Raw genomic sequence first — 24,679 nt, forward strand, 5'->3', positions numbered from 1 at the left:
TCGTTTCTACCTCAGTTTCAGGGTGGCAAGGCCGATCAGCACCAGAATCACGGTGATGATCCAGAAGCGGACAATCACGCGCGGCTCGGGCCAGCCCTTGAGTTCAAAGTGGTGGTGAATCGGCGCCATGCGGAACACGCGGCGCCCGGTCAATTTGAAGGACGCCACCTGGATGACCACCGACAGGGTTTCCATCACGAAAACACCGCCCATGATGAACAGCACGATTTCCTGGCGAACGATCACCGCGATGGTGCCCAGGGCCGCGCCCAGCGCCAGTGCGCCGACGTCGCCCATGAAGACTTGGGCCGGGTAGGTGTTGAACCACAAGAACCCAAGCCCCGCACCGATCAGCGCGCCACAGAACACGATCAGCTCGCCCGCCCCCGGTACATAAGGGATCAGCAGGTATTCAGCGAATTTCACGTTACCCGACAGGTAGCAGAAGATGCCGAGCGCGCCGCCCACCATCACCGTCGGCATGATCGCCAGGCCGTCGAGGCCATCGGTGAGGTTGACGGCGTTGCTGGAGCCGACGATCACGAAGTAGGTCAGCACCACGAAACCGATACCCAGGGGAATACTGGCATCCTTGAGCATGGGCAGAATCAGCGTGGTTTCCACCGCGCTTGGGGCCGTCATGTACAAGAAGATCGCCGCACCCAGGCCAAATACCGATTGCCAGAAATACTTCCAGCGGCTTGGCAGCCCCTTGGAGTTCTTCTCGATCACCTTGCGGTAGTCGTCCACCCAGCCGATGGCGCCGAACAGCAGGGTCACCAGCAACACCACCCATACATAACGGTTGTGCAGGTCAGCCCAAAGCAAAGTGCTGACACCGATAGACGACAGGATCAGCGCGCCGCCCATGGTCGGCGTACCGGACTTGGACAGGTGCGACTGCGGGCCATCATTGCGAACCGATTGACCAATTTGCAGGTTCTGCAGGGTGCGGATCATCCACGGCCCGAGGAACAGCGACAAACACAACGCGGTCAGCACACCCAGAATCCCGCGCAAGGTCAGGTACTGGAAGACCGCGAAGCCTTTGTGGAACTGTTGCAGATACTCAGCCAGCAGCAGCAGCATTAATGTTTCTCCGTACTTGAGCCACACAAGGCCACGACGACGTTTTCCATCACCGCGCTGCGCGATCCCTTGATCAAAATGGTTGTGTTTTTATCGTGTTCGGCCGCGCCGATGGCCTGGATCAACTCGGCTTGACTGGCGAAATGCGTGGCACCGGGGCCGAAGGCGGCGACGGCGTGGGCCATGTTCGGACCGACTGCGTACAGCGCATCGACTTTGCCCGCCGCGTAGGCACCGACTTCCCGATGCCCCTGCTCGGCCCAGTCGCCCAGTTCGCCGATATCGCCCAGCACCAGCACCTTGCGCCCGGCGAACCCTTTGAGCAGGTCGACCGCAGCGTTGATGGAAGAGGGGTTGGCGTTATAGGTGTCGTCGATCACGCGCATACCATTGGTAGCCAACTGCGCCACGGTGCGGCCCTTGACGGGTTGCACAGCGCCCAGCCCCGTGGCGATACCGAACAGCGACACGCCCAGGGCATGGGCGGCGGCGGCGGCGGCCAGGGCATTGGCGACGTTATGGTTGCCCAACAAATTCAGTTGCACGTGCTCGTTGCCTTGCGGGGTGTGCAAGGTAAAGGAAGGGCAGCCGCGTGCATCGACGGTGATGTTGGATGCATGGAAATCAGCCGCGGCGTTAAGCACGGCAAACGTCAGGACCTTGCGACCGGCGGCGCGCACACGCCAGGTTTCGAAGGCTTTGTCGTCGAGGTTCAATACGGCAGTGCCCGAAGCGTCGAGGCCTTCAAGGATTTCACCCTTGGCTTCGACGATCTTTTCCGGGCCACCGAACTCACCGACGTGAGCGGTACCGGCGTTATTGATAACGGCGACGTGAGGCTTGGTCAGTGCGACGGTGTAGGCGATTTCGCCGATGCGCGATGCACCCAGTTCGATCACCGCCGCCGTGTGTTCCGGGGCCAGTTCGAGAAGGGTCAACGGCGCGCCGAAATCATTATTCAGGTTGCCACGGGTAGCGAGTACCGGACCACGGGTGCGCAAGACACCGGCGAGCAGTTCCTTGACCGTGGTCTTGCCGCTGGAACCGGTGATGGCAGCCACAGGCTTATCGAACGCGGCACGGTTGAGTGCGCCCAGTTGGCCCAGGGCCAAGCGGGTGTCGGCAACCAACAACTGCGGCAGGCTCGACTCCGGCACTTCGCGCTGCACCAAGGCACCCACGGCGCCTTTGGCGGCGACGTCATTCAGGTAGTCGTGGCCATCAAAGCGCGGGCCGGCCAGCGCAACAAACAGTTGCCCTGGCTGGATGGCACGGCTGTCGATGCTGACACCGTCGAAGCGGCAGTCGCTGGACAACATGCGGCCCGACAGGGCCTGGGTCAGTTCACTGAAGCGCATCGGCTTAAGCATGGGCAACCTCCCAGGCGCTCAAGGCGTGATCAGCCTCGACCAGATCGGAAAAGGCATGCCGCTCGCCGTTGATTTCCTGATAGTCCTCGTGGCCTTTACCGGCCAGTACCACCACATCGTCGGCGCTTGCGCTGGCGATCAGTTGGGCGATGGCGGCACCGCGGCCGGCAACGAAGGTGGCCTTGGATACGTCTTTGAGGCCGGCACGGATATCGTCGAAGATCTGGCTCGGATTCTCGCTGCGCGGGTTGTCATCGGTGACCAACACGCCGTCTGCCAGACGTTCAACAATCTCGGCCATCAGCGGGCGCTTGCCGCGATCACGATCACCGCCGCAGCCGAACAGGCACAGTAATTTGCCCTTGGCGTGGGGGCGCAGCGCTTCGAGGACTTTCTCCAGGGCGTCCGGCGTGTGGGCGTAGTCGACCACCACCAGCGGCTGTTTGCCGCCACCCAGACGCTGCATACGGCCGGCCGGGCCTTCCAGCTTCGGCAGCACTTTTAAAATTTCGTCCAGGGCATAGTCCAGGCCCAGCAACGCGCCGATGGCAGCCAGTACATTGCTCAGGTTGAACCGGCCGAGCAAGGTACTGCGCAGGTGATGTTCGCCCTGAGGCGTCACCAGCGTGGCACGCACGCCTTCGTCGTTGAACTGGGCTTCGCGGCAATACAGGTAGGCACTTGAATCGTGCAGGCTGTAGCTGATCAGGCGCGCTTCGCTGTGTTCGGCGGCCAATTGGCGACCGAAGTCATCGTCCAGGTTCACCACCCGACACTTAAGATCGTTCCAGGCGAACAGCTTGGCCTTGGCGGCGGCGTAAGCCTCCATGGTGCCGTGGTAGTCCAAATGGTCGCGGGACAGGTTGGTCATCACCGCCACATCAAACGCCAGAGCGCTGACGCGGCCTTGATCCAGCCCGTGGGACGAGACTTCCATGGCCACGGCCTTGGCACCGGCCTTTTTCAGGTCGGCCAGGGTCGCTTGCACGGCAATCGGGTTCGGGGTGGTGTGCAGGCCGCTTTGCAGCGCGCCATAGAAACCGGTCCCCAGGGTGCCGACAATCCCGCAATGCTGGCCCAGCAGATCAAGAGCCTGGGCAACCAATTGGGTCACGCTGGTCTTGCCGTTGGTGCCGGTCACGCCCACCAGGTTGAGGTGGCGGCTCGGCTCGCCATAGAAACGCCCGGCGATATCGGATAACTGTTTGGCCAGCCCCTTGACCGGAATCAGCGGCACGTCGGTGATCGGTAGCACGGTGGCGCCTTCGGCTTCATAAGCCACGGCGGCTGCACCGCGCTGCAACGCATCGGCAATGTGTGCACGGCCGTCGAACTTGCCACCCGGCACCGCCAGGAACAGGTCACCGGCACGCACATTGCGGCTGTCCAGGGTCAGCTCACGAATCAATAGGTCGCGCCCGGCGTGGGCGAAGATCTTGTTTAAACTCAGAGACATCAGCCGCGCCCTCCATTGGCTTTTACGGCAGCGGCCGGTGGCCCGGCGTTCGCTTGTTGGGTGGGCGGCAGGTTGTCCGGGGTGACGTTCATCAAGCGCAGGGTGCCGGACATCACTTTGCTGAACACCGGCGCGGAGACCAGGCCACCGAAATATCCAGCCTTACTCGGTTCATCGATCACCACGACGATGGCGTAGCGCGGATCGCTCATTGGACCGAAGCCAGCGAACAGCGAACGGTACGAGTTCTCGGCGTACCCCTTGGTACCCACCGACGTCTTACGTGCGGTACCGGACTTGCCGCCCACGTGATACGCCGGAACCTGGGCACGGAATACACCGCGCGGCGCTTCGATCACTTGTTGCAGCATGCCTTGCATAGTCTTGGCGACATTTTCCGGGATTACCTGGGTCGCTTTCGGCGCTTCATCGACGTGGATCAGGCTCAACGGCACCATGCGGCCATTGTTGGCCAGCACGGAGAAGGCATGAGCCAGTTGGATTGCAGTCACCGACAGGCCGTAGCCGTAGGACAAGGTGGCGGTCTCGGCTTTTTTCCAGTCGCGGTAGTTCGGCAAGTTACCGACACGCTCGCCCGGAAAGTCCAAGCCCGTGGGTTGGCCCAGGCCGATCTTCTGCGCCAGGTGGTAGATGGTTTCGCCGCCGATATCGAAGGCGACCTTACTCATACCCACGTTACTGGAGTTGATCAGAATGCCGGTCAGATCCAGCACCGGTCCCTCGGTACGGGAAACGTCACGAATGGTGTACTTGCCCAACTGCAGCGTGCCCGGGTAGACCTCGACCTTGTCGCTGGGCTTCCAGCGCCCGGTTTCGAGGGCGGCACTCATGGAGATGGCTTTCATGGTCGAACCCGGCTCGAACACGTCGATCATGGCGCGGTTGCGCATCATCGCCGGTTGCAGGTTGCGACGGTTGTTCGGGTTGTAGGTAGGCTGGTTCACCATGGCGAGGATTTCGCCGGTCTTCACGTCCATGATCACGAGGCTGCCGGCCTTGGCGCCGTTTTCGATGATCGCGTTACGCAGCTCACGGTTGGCCAGGTATTGCAAACGCAGGTCAATCGACAACGCCAAGGGCTTACCGGCCTTGGCGTTTTTGGTGACCTGCACATCCTTGATCAACCTGCCGCGCCGATCCTTGATGACTTGTCGCTTGCCGGGAACCCCGGCGAGCCATTCATCGTAGGCCAGCTCTACGCCTTCGCGGCCATGGTCGTCGATGTCGGTGAAACCCACCATGTGGGCGGTGGTTTCACCGGCCGGGTAGAAGCGACGGAATTCCTCGATGCCGTAGACACCGGGGACTTTAAGGTCGAGCACCTGCTGGCCCTGCTCAGGCGTCAGACCGCGCACCAGATAGATGAACTCTTTATTGGCCTGAGCTTCCAGACGCTCGGCCAAGGCCTTAGGGTCTTGACCGAGGGCGGCGGCGAGGGCCGGCCAGCGGTCCTTGGCGACTTGCAGTTCCTTGGCGTTTGCCCACAGCGTGGTCACCGGCGTACTGACAGCCAAGGGCTCGCCGTTGCGGTCGGTGATCAGGCCACGGTGCGCAGGAATAGGAATATGACGCAGACTGCGGGCATCGCCCTGACCGATCAGAAAGTCGCGATCGACCACTTGCAGATCAACGATGCGCCAGGCGATCGCCCCCACCATCAGCGCCAGCAAACCGAGCACCAAGCGGAAGCGCCATGGGTACAGTGCGCCTTCGAGTTTCATCATGGCGCCACCATCCGCACGTCAGCCGCGCTCGGGATGTGCATTTTCAACTGCTCGGTGGCCAGCACTTCGATACGACTGTGGGCCGTCCAGGTACTTTGTTCCAAGATCAACCGGCCCCACTCGGCCTGGGCTTTGTCACGCACACTCAACTCCCCATATAGGGTGTTGAGCAGTTGACGGTTCCAGTGGGCGCTGTAGGACACCGCAATCGCGGACACCAGTACGCCGATGAACAGCAGCAACATAAAGAAGCTGCCACCCGGGAGGGGTTTGGCGAAAAGCTTACTCACCGCAGCTTCTCCGCAACGCGCATAACAGCACTGCGGGCACGCGGGTTGGCCTTGAGTTCAGCTTCAGAAGCGAACTGCGCTTTGCCATGGATTTTGATTTTCGGCACAAAAGCTTCGAACCGTACCGGCAGGTTGCGCGGCAGGTTGTCGGACTCGCCCTTGACCAGGCGGCGCATAAACAGTTTAACGATACGGTCTTCCAGAGAGTGGAAGCTGATCACCACCAGGCGACCGCCCACTTCCAGCGCGTCGAGGGCAGCCTCTAGGCCGGCCTCAAGATCGCCCAATTCGTTATTGACGTGGATACGCAGGCCTTGGAACGCACGGGTCGCCGGGTTCTTGCCCTTTTCCCAGGCAGGGTTGGCGACTTTCAGCACTTCGGCCAGGTCGGCGGTGCGCTCGAACGGCTGGATTTCGCGGCGCTCAACCACGGCACGAGCCATGCGACCGGCGAAGCGCTCTTCACCGTACTCTTTGAATACACGGGCGATTTCTTCCACCGGTGCGGTGGCGATGAACTGCGCGGCACTGACGCCCCGGGTGGGGTCCATGCGCATATCGAGCGGGCCGTCGTTCATGAAGCTGAAGCCGCGCTCCGGGTCATCGAGCTGTGGAGAAGACACGCCCAGGTCGAGCAGCACCCCGGCCACCTTGCCTGCCATGCCGCGCTCGGCCACTTCGGCTCCCAGCTCGGCAAAGCTGCGCTGCACAACGACAAAGCGGCCGTCTTCGGCCGCTAGCGCTTGCCCGGTGGCAATCGCTTGGGGGTCTTTGTCGAACCCGAGGAGTTTTCCATCCGGCCCGAGCTGACTGAGGATCAACCGGCTGTGCCCGCCCCTGCCGAACGTGCCATCCAAATAGCAGCCATCCGCGCGTACAGCGAGAGCCTCAACGGCTTCGTCAAGCAGTACGGTGATGTGGTTAAAGCCGCTATCAATAGTCACAGGATCAGATCACGCAGTTCGTCAGGCATGGCGCCCGGTTGTTGAATAGCAGCCAGGTCAGCTGCAGAAACAGCATCCCAGGCATCTTCGTCCCACAATTGGAACTTGTTCAGTTGGCCGACCAACATCGCGCGCTTATCGAGCTTGGCGTACTCGCGCAGACGCGGCGGCACCAGGAAACGACCGCTGCCATCAAGCTCAAGGTCGACGGCATTGCCGATCAGCAAACGCTGCAGGCGGCGGTTTTCTTCGCGTAATGAAGGCAAGGCGCGCAACTTGGTTTCAATCAACTCCCACTCGTCGAGGGGGTAAACACATAAACAAGGGTCAACGGCATCAATAGTGATGATCAACTGGCCGGAACTTCTCGAAATCAGCTCGTCGCGATACCGGCTCGGCATAGCGAGACGGCCCTTTGCGTCGAGACTGATAGCGTTAGCTCCGCGAAACACAGATGCGTTTCTCCAAATTTTAGCGTTTTACGTTCAAAAAACCCACTTTGTGCCACTTTCCGCCACTTGCGCACACTATAGGAATGCGCCCACCACACCGTCAAGGCACGGATTCAAGGAAAAGCCTTACAGAACGGAGATTTAGGAGCGTAAAAGGAGGAGAAACCAGAGTTCAGCGATATTTTTGACCCAACAAGCACAGCAAGCTCAAAGAGCTATTGCTTGAAGTTAAAGTAATTTATTAAGAGTAAGATTTTTTTGGTATTACGAAGATGCATCTGCCAATGATTTGGCAGGGAGGGATTCTTGCGCTACTACCGGTTTTCTGCCCGAGATTCGGATAGAGGGAAATAAGGTGGAGAGTCGATCTATAAGCCGGGTTCTGTCTTGAACAGTCATTCGTCTACGATGGCCATCACTGGACATCTTTAGCAACCTACCCGGTCCCAGCGCGGGCCACGCCTTGGGACCCTATTTGGTCTTGCTCCAAGTGGGGTTTACCTAGCCACGAACTGTTGCCAGTCGTGCGGTGCGCTCTTACCGCACCTTTTCACCCTTACCGGCACCGAAGTGCTTAGGCGGTTATTTTCTGTGGCACTTTCCGTAGGCTCACGCCTCCCAGGCATTACCTGGCACTTCGCCCTATGGAGCCCGGACTTTCCTCCCCCCCCTAATTTTCATAGAGGGCAGCGACTGTCCAATCGACTCTCCGCCGCGCAGGTTAACGGCACGACGGCCTCAGGACAAGTATTAAAAGTACCCGACTGCCATCACCATCGGACGAAATGCCGCATTCAACCCGGAACTATTCGGCTTTCTGTTTATCCAGCGCCACTTGATACAGGACGTTCTTCCGCACGCCGGTAATTTCCGCCGCCAGAGCCGCGGCCCGCTTGAGGGGCATCTCCTTGAGAAGCAAGTCCAGCACGCGCATGGCCTCGCTGCCGACGGCATCCTCGCTTTCCGGCGCCGTCCAGCCCGCCACCAGCACCACGCACTCACCACGCTGTTGATTGCTGTCGCCTTCTACAAAGGCACGCAGCGCTTCCAGGGGCAGGCCCTTGAGGGTCTCGAAGGTTTTGGTCAGCTCACGCGCCAGCAACGCAAGACGCTCCCCGCCGAATACCAGCTCCATATCCTGCAGACATTCTAGGATTCGGTGCGGAGCTTCGTAAAAAATCAGGGTGCGCGGTTCTTCTTTCAACGCCTCAAGGCGCGCCCGACGCCCAACGGCCTTGGCCGGCAGGAAACCCTCGAAGATAAAACGATCGGACGGCAGACCAGCCGCCGATAAAGCCGCGATCAACGCGCACGCTCCCGGAACAGGCACTACATTGATACCTGCGGCCCGCGCTTGGCGGACTAGGTGATAGCCAGGGTCGGAGATCAGCGGCGTGCCGGCATCTGAGATCAACGCCACATCGTCGCCAGCCAGCAGGCGCACGATAAAACGGCTGCCCTCTTCGCGCTCGTTGTGTTCGTGACAGGCGGCCAGAGGAGTACTGATGCCAAAATGCTGCATCAGCCGCTGGGAGTGCCGAGTATCTTCCGCCGCGATCAATTTAACGTCGCGCAACACTTTCAATGCGCGAGCACTGATGTCGTCCAGGTTGCCAATGGGCGTCGCCACGACAAAAAGCGAGCCTGCAGTGGAATTCAAAGAACCTGGAGCAGTCAAAACGCACACCTCGATGGTTGGCAAAAAATCCATTGTAGCGCGTAGATGCTTTGAAAATATGCCATCGAAACCGATGCCGTTTCAGCCATCCATGACCAGCAGTCCACAAATAGCAACATTTGCACGACCTAAATCGACGGTTTCACTCCAGTAACATCGCGCCTGGGCCAGTGCTTGGGTACAATTCCACGCTAATTTGATCGGTATCAGGAACACTTACATGATCGCTTGCCTGCGGCTGCTCTCCGCCCTCTGCCTCGCTGCCTTACTGGCCGCCTGCGCCAGCTCGCCCTCGTCCAGCCTTGGCGACCTTCCTCGGACTCCGGACGCCAGTATCGAGCAATTGCTCGAACAGGCCGCCACCGCCAAGACGCCAGAAAAGGCGGCATTACTGCGCTTGAGCGCGGCGGACATGGCCTATCACCAGAACAATCCCGGCCGCTCGTCGCAGATTCTTGCCCAAGTGCCCCTGGACGCTCTCAAACCGGCTGCACAAGTATTCGCCAGCACCCTGGCCGCCGAACTGGCCATGACCCGCAACCAGCCTAAGGCCGCGTTGACCGCTCTGAGCCACCCGAGCCTGCAGAACCTCAAGGACTTGCCGGCCGAACAGCAAATTCGCACTGGCACCGTGCATGCCCGTGCTTATGAGGCAGACGGCCAGACTCTGGCCGCCGCCCGCGAACGGGTCGCCATGGCGCCATTGCTGACTGGCGACGCAGCCCACAGCAACCATGAAGCGATCTGGGTCCTGATTGCCGCCGTGCCGGCCGACCAACTGCAAGCCAGCGGCAACCCGGTGCTCGACGGCTGGATCACCCTGGCGCAGTCGGTCAAGGCCGCCGGCACCCTGGAACAACAGCAGGCCGCTATCGATACCTGGCGCGCGCAGAACCCTAACCATCCGGCAGCGCTGCAATTGCCGACTCCGCTGACAAAGCTTAAAGAGCTGGCCAGCCAACCCCTGACCAAGATCGCCGTACTGCTGCCACAAGACGGCCCGCTGGCGTCCGTTGGCAAGGCGTTGCGCGAAGGTTTCATGGCGGCGCACTACCAGGCCGAACAGGCCGGGCAGAAACCGCCAGTGATCGAGTTCTATGACAGTTCCCGCATCACCTCCATCGACGACTTCTACGCCAAGGCCCAGGCCGCCGGTGTGCAACTGGTGGTCGGTCCTCTGGAGAAACCACTGGTCAAACAGCTCAGCGCGCGCCCTCAATTGCCGATCACCACCTTGGCGCTGAACTACAGCGAGACCGATCAAGCGCCACCGCAGTTGTTCCAGTTTGGCCTGGCCGCCGAAGACGAAGCCCGCGAAGTCTCGCGTCGTGCCCGTGCTGATGGCCTGCACCGCGCTGCCGCCATGGTGCCGCGTGGCGAATGGGGTGAGCGGGTCTACAAAGCCTTCCGTCAGGATTGGGAAGCTCATGGCGGTACGGTGATGGGTGTGGAATACGTCGACCAGCCGGTCGCCCTGGCCCAGCAAATTGCCGACCTGTTCCAACTGCGTAAAAGCGAAGGCCGCGCCAAGAGCCTGCAAAACGCCGTTGGTACCGACGTGGCGGCACAACCTTCGCGTCGCCAGGACATCGAGTTCATCTTCCTGGCCGTAACCCCGCAACTGGCCCAACAGATCAAACCGACCCTGAACTTCCAGTACGCCGGCGACGTGCCCGTGTATGCAACGTCCCACGTATTCAGCGCCAGCGGCGACAAGAACCAATACCTGGACATGACCAACGTAATGTTCTGTGAAACCCCTTGGCTGCTCAACACCACCGACCCGCTGCGCAATCAAGTTGCAGCACAATGGCCACAAGCCAATGGCAGCCTCGGCCGTCTCTACGCGATGGGTGTGGATGCCTATCGTCTGGCGCCACGCCTGGGCCAGCTCAAGGCGCTCCCGGACACTCGGATTGACGGTCTCTCGGGCAACCTGGGAATCAGCGGCAACCAACGCGTAGATCGCCAGATGCCCTGGGCGAAGTTCGTCGGTGGTCAGATCCAGCGTCTGCCGGACACCCCGCGCTGATGCCCGAGCGGTCCCGTGCGCAAAGCGGCAAGGATGCCGAACTTCAAGCTCTGAACTACCTGCAACAACAGGGTCTGCGCCTTTTGGCGCAGAACTGGTTATGTAAACGCGGCGAGCTTGATCTGGTCATGCTTGACGGCGATACAGTAGTATTCGTCGAAGTCCGCTACAGAAAACACGCACAATGGGGTGGCGCGCTCGCCAGTATCGACGGGCGCAAGCGTCAGAAGCTAATACTCGCCGCGCAGTTTTTCCTGCAAGAAGAGCATCGCTGGGCCGACGCCCCCTGCCGTTTCGATGTGGTTGCCATAGAAAGCACACCGTCGGGTACCGCTGATCTGAACTGGCTCCCGAACGCCTTCGACAGCTGATTCGCCGGACATCTTCACCACACACTTTTGCTCTTTGCTTTGCGGGCTGCACATTCCTGTGCCAAACAGCCGCGCTACTTAAGGTCACACAGATGGACATGCAATCCCGAATTCGCCAGCTTTTCCAAGCCAGCATCGACACCAAGCAACAGGCGATGGACGTACTTGCACCGCACATCGAGCAAGCCAGTCAGGTCATGGTCAATGCCTTGCTCAACGAAGGCAAAATGCTTTCGTGCGGCAATGGCGGTTCGGCCGGCGACGCCCAGCACTTTTCCTCCGAGCTGCTCAACCGCTTCGAGCGCGAGCGGCCGAGCCTGCCGGCCATCGCCCTGACCACCGACTCGTCGACGATTACCTCGATCGCCAACGATTACAGCTACAACGAAATCTTCTCCAAGCAGATCCGCGCCCTGGGCCAACCGGGCGATGTGCTGCTGGCGATTTCCACCAGTGGCAACTCGGCGAATATTATTCAAGCGATCCAGGCCGCACATGATCGCGAAATGATTGTCGTAGCATTGACCGGACGCGATGGCGGCGGCATGGCCTCGTTGCTGCTGCCTGAAGATGTGGAGATCCGCGTTCCGGCCAATGTCACCGCACGTATCCAGGAAGTCCACCTGCTGGCGATCCACTGCCTGTGCGATCTGATCGACAGCCAACTGTTCGGGAGTGAAGAATGACCGTTAACCGCCTCAGCCTTTTGGCCATGACGCTGTGCCTCGCCATCAGCGGCTGCAGCACGGCAATCACCGCGACACGTGACACCCCCATCCAGGACGACAAGGGCACGCGCACCTTCGGCAGCAAGATCGACGATTCACTGATCGAAACCAAGGTCGAGGTCAACGTCGCCAAGGCCGCGCCGGACCTCGGCAATGGCGCCTCGCGCATCGTCGTCACCAGCTTTAATGGCGTGGTGCTGCTGGCTGGCCAGACACCTCGCGCCGACCTCAAGGCTCAGGCCGAACAAGCCGCCGCGGCCGTGCAGCGCGTGAAGAAGGTTCACAACGAATTGCAGGTGATGGACCCGATCACCCTGCTGGCGATTAGCAACGACGCGCTGCTGACGACCAAAATCAAGGCCCAGATGCTGACGGACAACGCCATCCCAGGCTCGCGCATCAAGGTTGTCACCGACAACGGCATCGTCTACCTGATGGGCTTGCTGACCCAGGCGGAAGCCACTCGCGCTGCCAACTTGGTGCAAGGCGTGTCCGGCGTACAGAAGATTGTGAAAGTGTTCGAGTACATCGACTGAAGTAAATGCCGCCCACTAAAAAGGGCGCCGTGCATGGATTGCACGGCGCCCTTTTTAATGCCTGCTGTTTATTGGTACTGCTGGTATGGATTGCCCTGGAACTGATTATTCTGCTGAGGAGCCTGCTGGCCCGGCTGACCGTATTGCTGGCCAGGGATCGGACCGAGGTTGACCTCCACGCGACGGTTCTGGGCGCGGCCATTGACGTCGGCGTTACTGGCAATCGGGTTATCCGGGCCGGCACCGCGTGCGCTCAGGTTGGCCGGGCTCACGCCTTGGGAGGTCAGATAATTGGCCACGCTCTGAGCACGGCGTTGGGACAGGTCCATGTTCAGTTGGCGGCTGCCGGTGCTGTCGGTATAGCCCACAATCTGGATGGTGTTTTGATTGAACTGTTTGAGCGAGTTGGCCAGATTGTTAAGCGGCTGGTAAAAACTGCTGGAGATCGCGTCGGAGTTAGTCGCGAAGGTGATGTTACCCGGCATGATCAATTTGATCTGATCCCCCTGGCGCTGCACCTCAACCCCGGTATTGGCCATGCTTTCGCGCAGTTTCTTTTCCTGCTGGTCGGCGTAATAGCCATACCCGGCGGCACCTGCACCTGCCACTACCGCGCCGATCAGCGCACCCTTGCCACGGTTGTTGTGGTCGATGGCAGCGCCCGCCAATGCCCCGGCCAGGGCACCCAGACCGCCGTATTTGGCGGTCTTGCTCATACCACCGGATTCATTATTCGCCTGTCCCTGGCTGCTGCCGTCATAAGGATTAGGGGAAGCGCAGCCGGACAACAAGGCTACGGCGGTAGCGACAACAAGCAGACGACGCGGAGTGAACATGAAAAAAGCTCCTACTTTTGCATTCTGTGGTGCAAAGGACATTGGCAATGGACCTGTGCCGAGTTTGGAACGCGACAAACGGCAAAAATTCCATCGTCGCTTCCCAGGCTGTAACAAAAGAAGGGCGCCATTTACCGTTATCAAAACCCTAGCAGACACCACCTGAACACGACCTGCGTTTTCGCTGTAACGGTGCACTCACTTACATCAGGCGCGAACAAACGGATTCTCGCGCATCTCATCCCCCAGCCGCGTGTCCGGCCCATGGCCGGTCACCACGGTGGCGCCCTCATCCAGGGTGTACAGGCGCTGCTTGATCGACCGCACGATGGTCGCCTGGTCGCCGCCCCAGAGGTCCGTGCGCCCCACGCCGCGCCGGAACAAAGTGTCCCCGGCAATCAGCAATTTGGCATCGGCGAACCAGAAACTCATCGAGCCCGGCGTATGCCCTGGGGTGTGCAAGGCCACGCCGCAGGCGCAGGCCAGTTCTTCGTCATCGGCCAGCCAGCGGTCGGGCGACGGCACCGGGGTGTAGGGCACACCAAACATCTGACATTGCATCTCCAGGTTGTCCCACAAGAATTGGTCCTCCTTGTGCAGATGCAGGGTGGCACCGGTCTTCTCTTTCAATTGACCCGAAGCGAGGAAGTGATCGAGATGGGCGTGGGTATGAATGATGCTCACCACTTTCAGCCCCAGCGCATCGAGGCGCGCCAGGATCAGCTCATGATTGCCGCCGGGGTCGACCACGATGGCTTTTTTAGTGACGGGGTCGCCGATGATTGTGCAGTTGCACTGCAACGGGCCGACGGGGAAAGTTTCGCGGATGAGCGTGGGCGATGTGTTGTCCATGGGCAGTCTTCCAGTGCAAATCAATCAGTGTCTCAGGCGGGTAGCGCCGCAACAATCGCCCTATTAAAACAGACTGGAACGCTTCGCAGACCACTCCAAGCAAGCTCGCTTGATACCTAACCAATCAAGCGCAATTCCTGCGCCCGCGCCACCGCCTGGGTACGCCGCTCGACGCCCAATTTGCTATTGATATGGCTCGCATGGGTTTTGACCGTGTGCAGTGAAATGAACAGCCGGTTGCTGATGTCTTGGTTGGAACAGCCTTCGGCGATCAGCTGCAGGACCGCCAACTCACGCGCACTGAGAGCTTCATGGGCTGGCGCAGGCTGCACCGTCACTGACTTGGGCAGCAAGGCCAGCAAGCTTTGACTCAGTAAGCCATGAGGGTCCTGGGCCAGTTGTTCGCGCATCCAATCCGGGTGGGCGTCCAGCAGACGCTGAAAAGGTTGCAGCGCGCCGCCCGCTCCCGCCTCCAGTGCCCGAGCCAGAATCAGACGCGCCTTGGTTTCCTGGGCACCCTCAAGCAGCAACTGTGTCTGTTGAGTCAAGGCCATCAGGGCGATCATCTGGCGACCGCTGTCGTGGGCTTGCTGAGCCAGTTCTTCCAAGCGCTGCAAAGCCGCGCCGCGCTGATGGCGTGTGGCGTCGAGGGCCGCTTGTTGCAGGCCGATATGCTGCGGCAGGTGCGGGTGGAATTCCGGCGCGGCGGCGGCGTGCTCGCCGTTGTAGGTTTGCTCCAACCGTGCCAGCCAGGCTTCGGCCAGATCGGTGCGGCCCTGGGCCAGCCACAATTCGCACTTGATCAGAGTGATCATGGCCAGGTAGTAGATCGGCGGCACGTCCCAGATATGCATCAAGCGTTCGGCTTCGGCGAGTTCGGCGAACGCCAAAGGGAACTCACCGCGCCGCCCTTCGAAACTGGCGATCACGCAATGCCCGATCAACACACTGATATCGCGACAGGCACGGGCTTCAGCCAGTCCAGCGCGCAGGCGAACCATGCCGGCTTCGGGCTGAAACCGCACCAGCAGCAAGTAACCTTCATACAGCGAGAGGCGAGCCCGTACCGCATACAGCCGCTGAGGCGCCAGACCGTGCAGGCGTTGCAGGCCCTGGCGCACTTCGTCAAGGGAACGCAGAATTTCGCCGCGCGCTTGCAGGACCCGCGCGCGATCATAGTGGGCCAAGGCCTCGAACAGCGGGTTGCCGACGCGCTGCGCCAGCTCCAGCGACTCGCGATTCAAACCGCGGGCACGCCATAAATCGGCGTCGGCAATCGCCAGATTGGACAGGGTCGACAGGCACATCAGTCGCTGGCCGTAACGGCGCTGCGGCAGGCTGTCCAAGGCCTCGCTGCAATAGCGCTGGGTACGCTCGCGATCGCCGCGACCACGAGCAATGATGCCGCTGAGCGCCAGCCACTGCGCCAGCATGGATTTTTGCGCAGTGGCCGAGGGTGCCGGCAGAAACCGACTGAGATAGCTGGACAATTCTTCTGCCGCATCCAACTGACAGGCCAGCCCCAATGCCCAGCTGTAGAGCACGATCAAGCGGGGAGTGCTGATCAGCAAGCTATCGGGCAAGTCCATTTTCCAACGCAGCAACATACCGACATTCTGCTCGGCCAGCAGTTGTTCTTCGGACAGGTTTTGCACCAGGTTCGCCGCCACATCCAGATGGCCGGCGCGCAACGCCTGTTCCACCGCCTCGTCGATCAAACCCTGGGCGTTGAACCAACGACAGGCGCGCAGGTGCAGGCTGGCGGCCGGCAGCACAGGGCTGCTTTCGCGCCGGCTGCGCAGCAGGTCGGAGAACAAATGGTGATAACGGAACCAAACGCCCTGCTCGTCCAGCGGCACCAGAAACACTTGGTGAGATTGCAGGTAACGCAGGATCTCCGCGCTGTCATGGGCTTCGCGCACGGCGTCGCACAGGTCACTGCAAAAGCGCTCCTGGGGCGCGGTGTCGAACAGAAACGCCTGCACCTCGGCCGGTAGGCAATCGATCACCTCTTCCAGCAGGTAATCACGGATCAACCCTTCGCCACCGTGCAGGCTCTGGGGCAAGGCACTCTCGTTGCCGGCTTCGGAGGCCGCCAGCAACCAGAAACGCAAACCGGCCACCCAGCCTTCGCTACGACGGATCAAGTTATCGAGGGCTTCGCCGCGCAATGAGTTGCTATGGCGATCCAGCACCGCCAGGGATTCGGCATGGGTCAGGCGCAGGTCGTGCTCGTTCAGTTCCAGCAAATGCCGCGACAGCCGCAGGCGCGCCAGATGCCAGTCCGGGCGCTGGCGGCTAGTCACCAGCACTACCAGGCCATCGGGCAAGTGGTTAAGGAAAAATTGCAAACAACGATCCAGCACCGGCCCCTGGGCCAAGTGATAGTCGTCCAGCACCAGTAACAGCGGCGCGCGGGCGGACAGGTGTTGGGCCAACTCATCGAGCAGGCCGTCGAGCCACTCCTCAAAGGCAAAAGGCTGGTGACGCTGACGCATTTTCAGCAGGCCTAGGGACTGGGCGCCGAGTGAAGAGAAATACTGTTGCAGGCCTTCGAGCAGGCGCTCGAGGAAACGACCGGGGTCGCTGTCCCGCGGGCTCAAGCCCAGCCACAGGCTTTGCCAATGCGCCGGCAGGCTTTGACAGAACTCAATCGCAAGGGAGCTCTTACCGAACCCTGCCGGCGCACTGACCAGCAACAACCGCCCCTGCAATCCGGCACTCAGCCGTTCACACAGGCGCGGTCGCAGCACATAGCCGTCAGGCAGTGGCGGCCGGTAAAAGCGAGCTTCCAGTGACGGGATCACCGCACTGGCAGGCCCTTGGATTCGGGACAGATCAGTCATCGCCGGGCTCTTATTGAAGGCTATTGTCGGCATTGCAGATGTCCGCAGACTAGCGGTAAAAGCCGCCGCTTTGTAGATCTTTGCAACAATTGCCTGAAAAAGAACTGCGACAAAAAATATCGCGATAGGCAAAAAGCGGGAGGGAGCTTGCTCCCGATAACGCGGTAACAGTCAACGTAAATGCCGACTGTTATCCCGCTATCGGGGGCAAGCCCCCTCCCACCCTTTGATCGAGCTTTGCCAAATTATCATTCAATCTGGAATGCATCCCATGTGGGAGGGGGCCAGCCCCTCACACATTGGGTCGTGCAACCTAGCGCACACCATCCTGACGCAGGGCTGCCGGGGTGAATTCGCTAGTGGAGGCGGTGAAGCCGAAATCGTAGGCCTGTTTCTCTTCGTTCTTCATGCCCAGCGCCAGGTAGCGGCCGGATTGCAGGTCGTAGAGGGTTTCCAGGGCGTACCACGGCACTTGCTTGTCGTAGTAGTTCTCGGCATGAGCCTCGGCGACACGCCACAGTTGGCCACGGCCGTCGTAGTGGTCGATCACCGCCGCTTGCCAGGTGTCTTCGTCGATGTAGAAGTCACGCTTGGCGTAAATGTGGCGCTGGCCTTCCTTCAAGGTGGCGACCACATGCCAGACGCGGCGCAGCTCGTAACGCGCCAGGTCCTGGTTAATGTGACCGGCCTTGATGATGTCGGCGTACTTGAGCTTAGGGTCGTCGATCTTGTAGCTGTTGGAGGCAATGTAGATTTCTTTCTTGCCCTCCAGCTTCCAGTCGTAGCGATCCGGCGCGCCGTTGTACATGTCGAGGTTGTCGGAGGTACGCAGACCGTCGGCAGCGGTGCCCGGGCCGTCATAGGACACTTGCGGCGCCCGGCGCACACGGCGCTGGCCGGCGTTGTAGACCCATGCCGAACGCGGCTCCTTCACCTGGTCCAGGGTTTCGTGCACCAGCAGCACACCGCCGGCCAGGCGTGCCGGCGCGGTCACTTGCTGCTTGAAGTAGAACAGTACGTTGCCCGGGTTCTTCGGATCGAAGTCCTTCATTTTGTCGCGGAACACGAACTGGTCGCGGAAGTACACCAGGCTGTAGGAACCGTTGGTTTGCGGGGTAGCCTGGGTAACCAGACGCGTCACGCTGCCGCCGCGATAGCGGGTGATGTGGTTCCAGATCACCTCAACGCCGCTTTTCGGAATCGGGAATGGCACCGCGGTTTCGAAGTTCTCCAGGCCGTTGCCACCGGACACCAGGTTGGTGGTGGTGGCGTTCTTCTTGATCGAGGCAAACACCTCGGCCGGCACGGTAGCGCCGCGATGGGTCGGGTAGACCGGCATCTTGAAGGTTTCCGGGTAGCGCTTGAACATCGCGTACTGCCCCGGCGCCAGTTTGTCTTTGTACTGCTCGACATTGGCTGCGGTGATGGTGAACTGCGGTTGCTCACTGGCGTACGGGTTGGCAAGGAAACCACGGGCATCCACAGCGCCGGCGTTGGTCGGCATCGGCGACCATTTCGGGATAGTGCCGGCAGCGTTACCGGCCATCTCGGCACCCATCGGCGTCAGGGTGGTACCCAGCTTGGCAGCTTCATCTGCCGAGACCGCCGCCATAACGTTGCTCGCCAGGATCGACAGCCCCAGCACACCTACGTGCAACAGACTTTTAGTTATTTTCATATTCCGGTCTTCCTGAAATTCAGTGTGCTTAGAAGTTCGCGCCGACGCTCAGGGCGACAAAATCACGGTCATCCACGGTGCTGAACTTGCCGCCGAAGAAGTTGGTGTAGGCCAGGCTTGCGGTGTAGGTGTTCTGGTATTCGGCATCCAGCCCCAGGCTGACCGCTTTGCGACCTTCCTCGAAGTTACCGCCAGGGCCTGGCGAGTAGCCCTTCACGTCGTGGGACCACGCCACGTTAGGCTTGAGGTTCACACCGGCGAACACATCCGGGTATTCCCAGATGGCGCGAGCGCGATAGCCCCAGGAGGTGGCGGTGGTGAAGCCATCGTTGTTGCAATTGGTGTTCAAGCCTGAGGCATTGGGCAAGCCAGCGCCATTGGCGGTGGACAGGTTAAGCCTGTCGCAGAAGCCACCTGGCAAGGTGCCAGGGCCGAATACCGGGTCACGGCCATAACGGGCTTGGGACTTGCTTTCCAGGCCGCCCACATGGGTCACACCGATTTCACCGACGGTGGTCAAGCGACTCGCGCCCATCACTTGGTCGAAGAAGTGCGTGAAGGTGGTCTGGAACTGGGTCACTTCCTTGCGGTTGTAACCGTGCAGGTCCTGACCAGGGGTGCCTTTGAGTACGGAGGCGTTGCCAAAGCCTGGGATCGGCGTCACGCCGGCGAAGAGGATATCGGTGGTGCTCAACTGCACCGGTGCGTTGGGACGGTAGCTCAGTTCACCACTCCATGCGGTGCCTGTCGGCAACGTGGTGGAGAAGCTCAAACCGTAGAGGCGGATATCTTCCGGGTACTCGACAAAGTAATTGGAGTTACCGGCCACGACCAGTGGACGCAAGGCGCCAAGCGGCCCCAGCGGACGGGTGTAGGCCGACGACGGCGCACCCTGTGCACTGAAAATCGGCGCACGGCTGTGGTAGTTCATGAAGTACGCGCCGAACTCGGTATCCAGCGGTTCGAAGTTGTAGTGCATCGCCACGCCGAACTGTCCGCTGTCGCGAGCATCACGGTCGGGGCCACGACGGACCAGTACGCCTTCGTTGTTAACGTCCACACCCAAGGCAGTCAAGGTCGGCAAGGCTGCGCCCGGGATGGTCGAACGCTTGTTCAGCACCCGCAGGTTATTGCTGCAACCATCGGAAATCACATCCGGCTGCGAGAAGAACGTGCCGCAGTTATCAGTAACGGTCTGGTCCCATTCCAGCTGGTAAAACGCTTCGGCCGAGAGGTTATCGGTCAGGGTTTGCGATACGTAGAACATGTTGACCGGAATCAAGCCTTCCTTGATCTCGGCACCCGGACGACGGAACGCAGACACATCGATCGGGTTGATAGAGTTGATGCCGCCGCCGATAAAGGTGCTTTCGCCCCAGCTCACTACCTGCTTACCGAAGCGCACGCTGCCCGGCTGATCGGCAATCGCATAGTTGTGATAAACGAAGGCGTCGAGAATCTGCCCGCCGGAAGACTTGGCCCCTTCCTTGCGATTGTTGTCGCTGATGTCCTTGAACTCACGGCTTTCATCCTTGAGTTCGAAGTCGTACCAGTATTTGCCCCGCACAAATACGCCGGTGTCGCCGTACTTCAGCTCCAGGTCGTGGATACCCTTGAAGATCTTGGAGAAGGTCTCGCCGCGCTTGAAGTTCAGGTGGCCGTCATCGGACGTCTGGGACAAGCCCCGACCGCCGTTGTTGGCGCCGATCAAGTCCTTGTTGGGCTTGGCTGTCGACCAACTCGCCCCCACGGAAAGCGACGAGTCAAAATTCCCTTCGATTTCACCGATATTGAAGCTGACGCCGAATGCGGGCCCGGCGAGCGTAGAGGCGAGGCTGACGGCCAGAGGCAATTTTGCCCGGCGCCAGAACTGGTTTACTGAGGTCATCGACGCTACTCCATGTGCATTATTGTTATGGCAGTGAGTTCTAGATGATGCGTGTAACAGCCGGAATACAACGATTCCAATGCTGCCTGGCAACTGAACCTCCATGGCCCGAAGCGGTGCATCCTTGAAAAACTCTGAGTGGGACTATAGCCAGCAGGGGGTAGGGCTTGATCCCTCTAAAGTGTGATTTGCATCACCGAGCCGTCTGCCACAGTCCTTTCGCCATGTCGGCGGGGGCCGACGCGGGAAGGATGGCTGAAAATCGGCAAATCACAAGTGAAGGCGCGAGATAGAGCATCGCCGTGCCACAAAGGCACGGCAAATCAGCTCAGAGGGTTGACAGGAACGTGCTGTTGTTGGCCTGCCATTCAATGATGTCAATGCGGATACGCTTCTTGTCGAGCTTACCGACACTGGTCTTGGGAATTTCCGTAACAACGGCGATCTGACTCGGAATCGCCCACTTGCTTAAATGGCCCAATTCCACGAACGGTTTGAGGTGTTCCTTCAGCTCGCGGGCGCCAATTGCATGGCCGTCGCGCACCACCACCAAGGCAAACGGGCGCTCGCCCCACTGCGGGTCGGCGACGCCTACCACCGCTACTTCGCGTACCGCCGGGTGACGGCTGACCAGGTCTTCGAGGGCCAGGGACGAGACCCACTCACCGCCGGTCTTGATCACATCCTTGATGCGGTCGCGGATATCGATCACACCAAAGGCGTCCAGCGTGGCCACATCCCCGGTGTGCATCCAGCCGCCCGCCCACAACTCGGCGCCCTTCTGCGGCTCTTTGAAATATCCCTCGGTCAGCCAGGGCGCGCGCAGCACAAGTTCGCCCTGGGATTCGCCATCGGCCGGCAGGAAACGACCCTCGGCGTCGATGATCGCCGCCTCCACCAACGGCCCCGGCACGCCAGCCTTTATGCGGTAGGTAATGCGCTCGTCTTCGCTGCCGGCCAGCAGTTCTTCGTTGAGATGCGCACAGGACACCAGCGGTCCGGTCTCGGACATGCCGTACGCAGCGGTGAGTTGAATCCCACGGGCCTTGGAAGCTTCATACAGCGAACGATTCAGCGCACTGCCACCGATGACGATTTTCCAACCGGCAAAATCCACCCCCTGAGCGGCCTTGGCGTTGAGCACCATCTGCAGGATGGTCGGCACGCAATGGGAGAACGTGACCTTTTCCTTACGCCACAGCTCCACCAGCAATTCCGGGTCGTAGCGGCCAGGGTAGACCTGCTTGAGACCGAGCATGGTAGCCACATACGGCAAGCCCCAGGCATGCACGTGAAACATCGGCGTGATCGGCATGTACACGTCGTTGGTGCCCAGCAATCGTACGCTGTCGACGCTGCCCATGATGGTCGCCACGCCAATGGTGTGCAGCACCAGTTGGCGATGGGTGAAGTACACGCCCTTGGGGTTACCGGTGGTGCCAGTGGTGTAGAACGTGGTGGCGACCGAGTGCTCGTCGAAATCCTGGAAGTCGTACTGAGGGCTGGCGGCGGCCAGCAGGGTTTCATACTCGCCCACTAGGTCAGGCAGATCGGCGGTTTTGGCTTCGCCGTCGGTGAGCAGCAGGGTCTTGTCCACAGTGGTGAGCTGCCCGGCGATGGCTTGATAGAGCCCGACAAACTCACTGTTGACCAGCACGAAGCGGTCTTCGGCGTGGTTCATGGTGTACAAGATCTGTTCCGGCGACAGGCGCACGTTGATGGTGTGGATCACCGCGCCGATCATCGGGATGGCGAACATGCATTCCAGATAGCGATGGCTGTCCCAATCCATCACCGCCACCGTGTCACCGGCCTTCACACCGGCCTCGGTCAACACATTGGCCAGGCGCGCGACGCGTTCGATCAAGGTGGGGTAGGTGTAACGCAATTTGTCACGGTAGACGATTTCCCGGGTCTTCTCGTAACGGGTGCCGGACATCAGCAGGCGCTTGATCAACAGTGGGTATTGGTACGCACCTTCGGCGGGCGGGATAACACGGGTCTGCAACATACGAATCCCTTTTATGACTGCACGGTCTTGGCTTGAAGACCTGCACTGTAGAGACGTTATGTGTGCGCTAAATCAGCCAAAGGAATGATTTGCAGACCTCAGCAAATGCTAGCTTTGCGCCAGCATTTGCACCGATTACTGGTCATGCGCACCGGGTGGGCCAATGTTATTTCATGCTGGTAAACGCCAGCTTCACACCTATGGCAATCAATACCGCGCCCATGGTCCGGTCGAACCAATGCCCCATCCGCGCAAACCCGGCGCGCACGCGTTGCTGGCTGAACAGCATCGCCACCAGGCAGAACCACAGCGCCGTCGCCACCGCCAGGTACACGCCGTAACCGGCCTGCACCGCCAGCGGCGTGTGTGGATTGATCACCACGGTGAACAACGAGAGGAAGAACAACGTGGCCTTGGGGTTCAAGCCATTGGTTACGAAACCGGCGGTGAAGGCGCCGCGCGGGGTGCGTTCACCGGCTTCGCGGTGCAGCTCGCCCTCGGCCGCGGGTTTGGCCGGCTGGGCGCGCAGGGCTTTGAAGCCGATGTACAGCAAGTAAGCAGCCGCGGCCCACTTGAGGGCGTTGAACAGCACGATGGACTGGGACACGATCAGCCCGATACCCAGCAACGAATAGCCCACATGCAGGAAAATCGCCGAACCCACGCCCAGCGCGGTCCAGGTGCCGGCGCGGCGGCCGTGGGTCACGCTCTCACGCACCACCACGGCGAAGTCCGGTCCGGGACTGGCCACCGCCAACAAGTGAATCAAGGCTACGGTCAAAAACTCGGCGAGGTACATGCTCACTCCATTAAGTAACTGATTATTTCATCTGATAGGCTCGGCAGATTACGCCTTCGAACTCTGTCGCAAAAGGTACAGTTGATGACTGACAATCGCCGCGCCGTCTTCCTTGATCACCCTTCCCTGGACTTGGGGGACCTCGACCTCAGCGAATTGCGAGACAGCTTCACTGAGTTGCAGCTGTTTTCGGACACGACGCCGCAAAATGTATTGGAACGCCTGCAAGGTGCCCAAGTGGCCATCAGCAACAAGATCGTGCTCAACGCACAAACCCTGGCGGCTTGCCCCGATCTCAGACTGATCCTGGTGTCGGCCACCGGTACCAACAACATTGATATGGCCGCCGCCCGCGCCCAGGGCATCACGGTGAGCAACTGCCAGGGCTACGGCACGCCATCGGTGGCGCAACACACAATTATGCTGCTGCTCAACCTGGCGACGCGGCTGAAGGACTATCAGCAGGATGTAGCCGCCGGCAAATGGCAACAGGCCAAGCAATTCTGCCTGCTGGATCATCCGATCATCGAATTGGAGGGCAAAACCCTCGGTCTGCTTGGCCACGGTGAATTGGGCAGCGCCGTGGCGCGTCTGGCCGAAGCCTTTGGCATGCGCGTGGTGCTGGGCGCGATTCCGGGGCGCCCTGCCCGAGCCGACCGCGTGCCGTTGGATGAACTGCTGCCCCAGGTCGACGCGCTGACCTTGCACTGCCCGCTCAACGAGCACACCCGCCATTTGATCGGTGCCCGCGAACTGGCGCTGCTCAAGCCCGGCGCGCTGGTGGTCAACACCGCGCGCGGCGGTTTGATCGACGAGCAAGCCCTGGCACAGGCGTTGCGCAGCGGCCATCTGGGCGGCGCGGCTACCGATGTGTTGAGCGTGGAGCCGCCGGTCGACGGTAATCCGCTGCTGGCCGACGATATTCCGCGCTTGATCGTCACCCCACACAATGCCTGGGGCAGTCGCGAAGCGCGCCAGCGTATCGTTGGTCAACTGGTGGAAAACGCCCGTGGCTTTTTCAGCGGTACCCCGCTGCGGGTTGTGAGTTGATAAACTGCGCCCCTTTTCAAGGAGCAGA

Annotated in this window: 20 protein-coding genes and 1 other RNA gene; 5 read left to right on the forward strand and 16 right to left on the reverse strand. The window is 60.4% G+C overall.

Annotated elements, in window-relative coordinates; genetic code table 11:
* Window positions 1-6: 6 nt before the first annotated feature.
* The 9 genes from mraY to rsmI all read right to left on the reverse strand — a co-directional run bounded on the left by mraY (window position 7) and on the right by rsmI (window position 9,057).
* Window positions 7-1,089 (reverse strand): phospho-N-acetylmuramoyl-pentapeptide-transferase, encoded by a 1,083-nt coding sequence (gene mraY / locus K1567_RS11520; RefSeq protein WP_034111805.1) that lies wholly within the window; start codon window positions 1,087-1,089, stop codon window positions 7-9.
* Complete coding sequence (gene murF / locus K1567_RS11525; protein WP_034095959.1) at window positions 1,089-2,459, reverse strand: UDP-N-acetylmuramoyl-tripeptide--D-alanyl-D-alanine ligase; 1,371 nt, start codon at window positions 2,457-2,459, stop codon at window positions 1,089-1,091. Before murF ends, mraY begins: the two co-directional genes overlap by 1 nt.
* The gene (gene murE / locus K1567_RS11530; protein ID WP_169867996.1) at window positions 2,452-3,915 is read right to left on the reverse strand and encodes a UDP-N-acetylmuramoyl-L-alanyl-D-glutamate--2,6-diaminopimelate ligase; all 1,464 of its coding nucleotides are present in this window, start codon (window positions 3,913-3,915) and stop codon (window positions 2,452-2,454) included. The genes murF and murE overlap by 8 nt, the downstream gene beginning before the upstream one ends.
* Window positions 3,915-5,657: a penicillin-binding protein 2 gene (locus tag K1567_RS11535; protein ID WP_169868009.1), complete on the reverse strand. Its 1,743-nt coding sequence runs from the start codon at window positions 5,655-5,657 to the stop codon at window positions 3,915-3,917. The genes murE and K1567_RS11535 overlap by 1 nt, the downstream gene beginning before the upstream one ends.
* The gene (gene ftsL / locus K1567_RS11540) at window positions 5,657-5,950 is read right to left on the reverse strand and encodes a cell division protein FtsL (RefSeq protein WP_034095956.1); all 294 of its coding nucleotides are present in this window, start codon (window positions 5,948-5,950) and stop codon (window positions 5,657-5,659) included. The genes K1567_RS11535 and ftsL overlap by 1 nt, the downstream gene beginning before the upstream one ends.
* Entirely contained in the window at window positions 5,947-6,894 is a 948-nt protein-coding gene (rsmH, locus tag K1567_RS11545; protein WP_034095955.1) for a 16S rRNA (cytosine(1402)-N(4))-methyltransferase RsmH, read from the reverse strand. Before rsmH ends, ftsL begins: the two co-directional genes overlap by 4 nt.
* Window positions 6,891-7,346 carry a division/cell wall cluster transcriptional repressor MraZ gene (gene mraZ, locus K1567_RS11550; RefSeq protein WP_003171868.1) on the reverse strand — a complete coding sequence of 152 codons (456 nt, stop codon included), beginning with the start codon at window positions 7,344-7,346 and terminating at the stop codon, window positions 6,891-6,893. Before mraZ ends, rsmH begins: the two co-directional genes overlap by 4 nt.
* 355 nt (window positions 7,347-7,701) lie before the next feature.
* Window positions 7,702-8,055: RNase P RNA component class A (rnpB, locus tag K1567_RS11555), an RNA gene on the reverse strand.
* Between the two features lie 96 nt (window positions 8,056-8,151).
* Window positions 8,152-9,057 (reverse strand): 16S rRNA (cytidine(1402)-2'-O)-methyltransferase, encoded by a 906-nt coding sequence (rsmI, locus tag K1567_RS11560; RefSeq protein WP_169867995.1) that lies wholly within the window; start codon window positions 9,055-9,057, stop codon window positions 8,152-8,154.
* A 187-nt stretch (window positions 9,058-9,244) separates the two neighbouring features.
* Between rsmI and K1567_RS11565 the strand changes: the two genes are divergently transcribed.
* The 4 genes from K1567_RS11565 (at window position 9,245) to K1567_RS11580 (ending at window position 12,691) form a co-directional block, all read left to right on the forward strand.
* Window positions 9,245-11,056 (forward strand): penicillin-binding protein activator, encoded by a 1,812-nt coding sequence (locus tag K1567_RS11565; RefSeq protein ID WP_034095954.1) that lies wholly within the window; start codon window positions 9,245-9,247, stop codon window positions 11,054-11,056.
* On the forward strand, window positions 11,056-11,427 hold the full coding sequence (locus tag K1567_RS11570; RefSeq protein WP_034111801.1) for a YraN family protein: 372 nt from the start codon (window positions 11,056-11,058) through the stop codon (window positions 11,425-11,427). Before K1567_RS11565 ends, K1567_RS11570 begins: the two co-directional genes overlap by 1 nt.
* Before the next feature lie 92 nt (window positions 11,428-11,519).
* Window positions 11,520-12,113 (forward strand): phosphoheptose isomerase, encoded by a 594-nt coding sequence (locus tag K1567_RS11575; RefSeq protein ID WP_007904374.1) that lies wholly within the window; start codon window positions 11,520-11,522, stop codon window positions 12,111-12,113.
* Window positions 12,110-12,691, forward strand: coding sequence for a BON domain-containing protein (locus K1567_RS11580; RefSeq protein WP_034111799.1), 582 nt, complete (start codon window positions 12,110-12,112; stop codon window positions 12,689-12,691). Before K1567_RS11575 ends, K1567_RS11580 begins: the two co-directional genes overlap by 4 nt.
* A 68-nt stretch (window positions 12,692-12,759) precedes the next feature.
* Here K1567_RS11580 and K1567_RS11585 read toward each other — a convergent pair whose 3' ends face one another.
* From K1567_RS11585 to K1567_RS11615, 7 genes are all read right to left on the reverse strand, one after another.
* A complete protein-coding gene (locus K1567_RS11585; protein WP_034095952.1) occupies window positions 12,760-13,527 on the reverse strand; it encodes an OmpA family protein in 768 nt (255 codons plus the stop codon).
* Between the two features lie 207 nt (window positions 13,528-13,734).
* Window positions 13,735-14,379: an MBL fold metallo-hydrolase gene (locus K1567_RS11590; protein WP_034095951.1), complete on the reverse strand. Its 645-nt coding sequence runs from the start codon at window positions 14,377-14,379 to the stop codon at window positions 13,735-13,737.
* A 116-nt stretch (window positions 14,380-14,495) separates the two neighbouring features.
* Window positions 14,496-17,225: a LuxR C-terminal-related transcriptional regulator gene (locus K1567_RS11595; protein ID WP_034111797.1), complete on the reverse strand. Its 2,730-nt coding sequence runs from the start codon at window positions 17,223-17,225 to the stop codon at window positions 14,496-14,498.
* Between the two features lie 313 nt (window positions 17,226-17,538).
* A complete protein-coding gene (locus K1567_RS11600) occupies window positions 17,539-18,903 on the reverse strand; it encodes a DUF1329 domain-containing protein (RefSeq protein ID WP_034111795.1) in 1,365 nt (454 codons plus the stop codon).
* 28 nt (window positions 18,904-18,931) lie between these two features.
* Window positions 18,932-20,791 carry a DUF1302 domain-containing protein gene (locus K1567_RS11605; RefSeq protein WP_034095948.1) on the reverse strand — a complete coding sequence of 620 codons (1,860 nt, stop codon included), beginning with the start codon at window positions 20,789-20,791 and terminating at the stop codon, window positions 18,932-18,934.
* A 328-nt stretch (window positions 20,792-21,119) separates the two neighbouring features.
* Window positions 21,120-22,802, reverse strand: coding sequence for a fatty acid--CoA ligase (locus K1567_RS11610; RefSeq protein WP_034111794.1), 1,683 nt, complete (start codon window positions 22,800-22,802; stop codon window positions 21,120-21,122).
* A gap of 166 nt (window positions 22,803-22,968) precedes the next feature.
* Window positions 22,969-23,601, reverse strand: coding sequence for a LysE family translocator (locus tag K1567_RS11615; protein WP_034095946.1), 633 nt, complete (start codon window positions 23,599-23,601; stop codon window positions 22,969-22,971).
* Window positions 23,602-23,685: 84 nt separating this feature from the next.
* Here K1567_RS11615 and K1567_RS11620 point away from each other — a divergent pair, with 84 nt between their 5' ends.
* The gene (locus K1567_RS11620; RefSeq protein WP_220698512.1) at window positions 23,686-24,651 is read left to right on the forward strand and encodes a 2-hydroxyacid dehydrogenase; all 966 of its coding nucleotides are present in this window, start codon (window positions 23,686-23,688) and stop codon (window positions 24,649-24,651) included.
* The last annotated feature ends 28 nt before the right edge of the window (window positions 24,652-24,679 follow it).

Origin of the sequence: Pseudomonas sp. S5F11 (genome assembly GCF_019641515.1) — a bacterium.
Lineage (GTDB): Bacteria > Pseudomonadota > Gammaproteobacteria > Pseudomonadales > Pseudomonadaceae > Aquipseudomonas > Aquipseudomonas rhodesiae.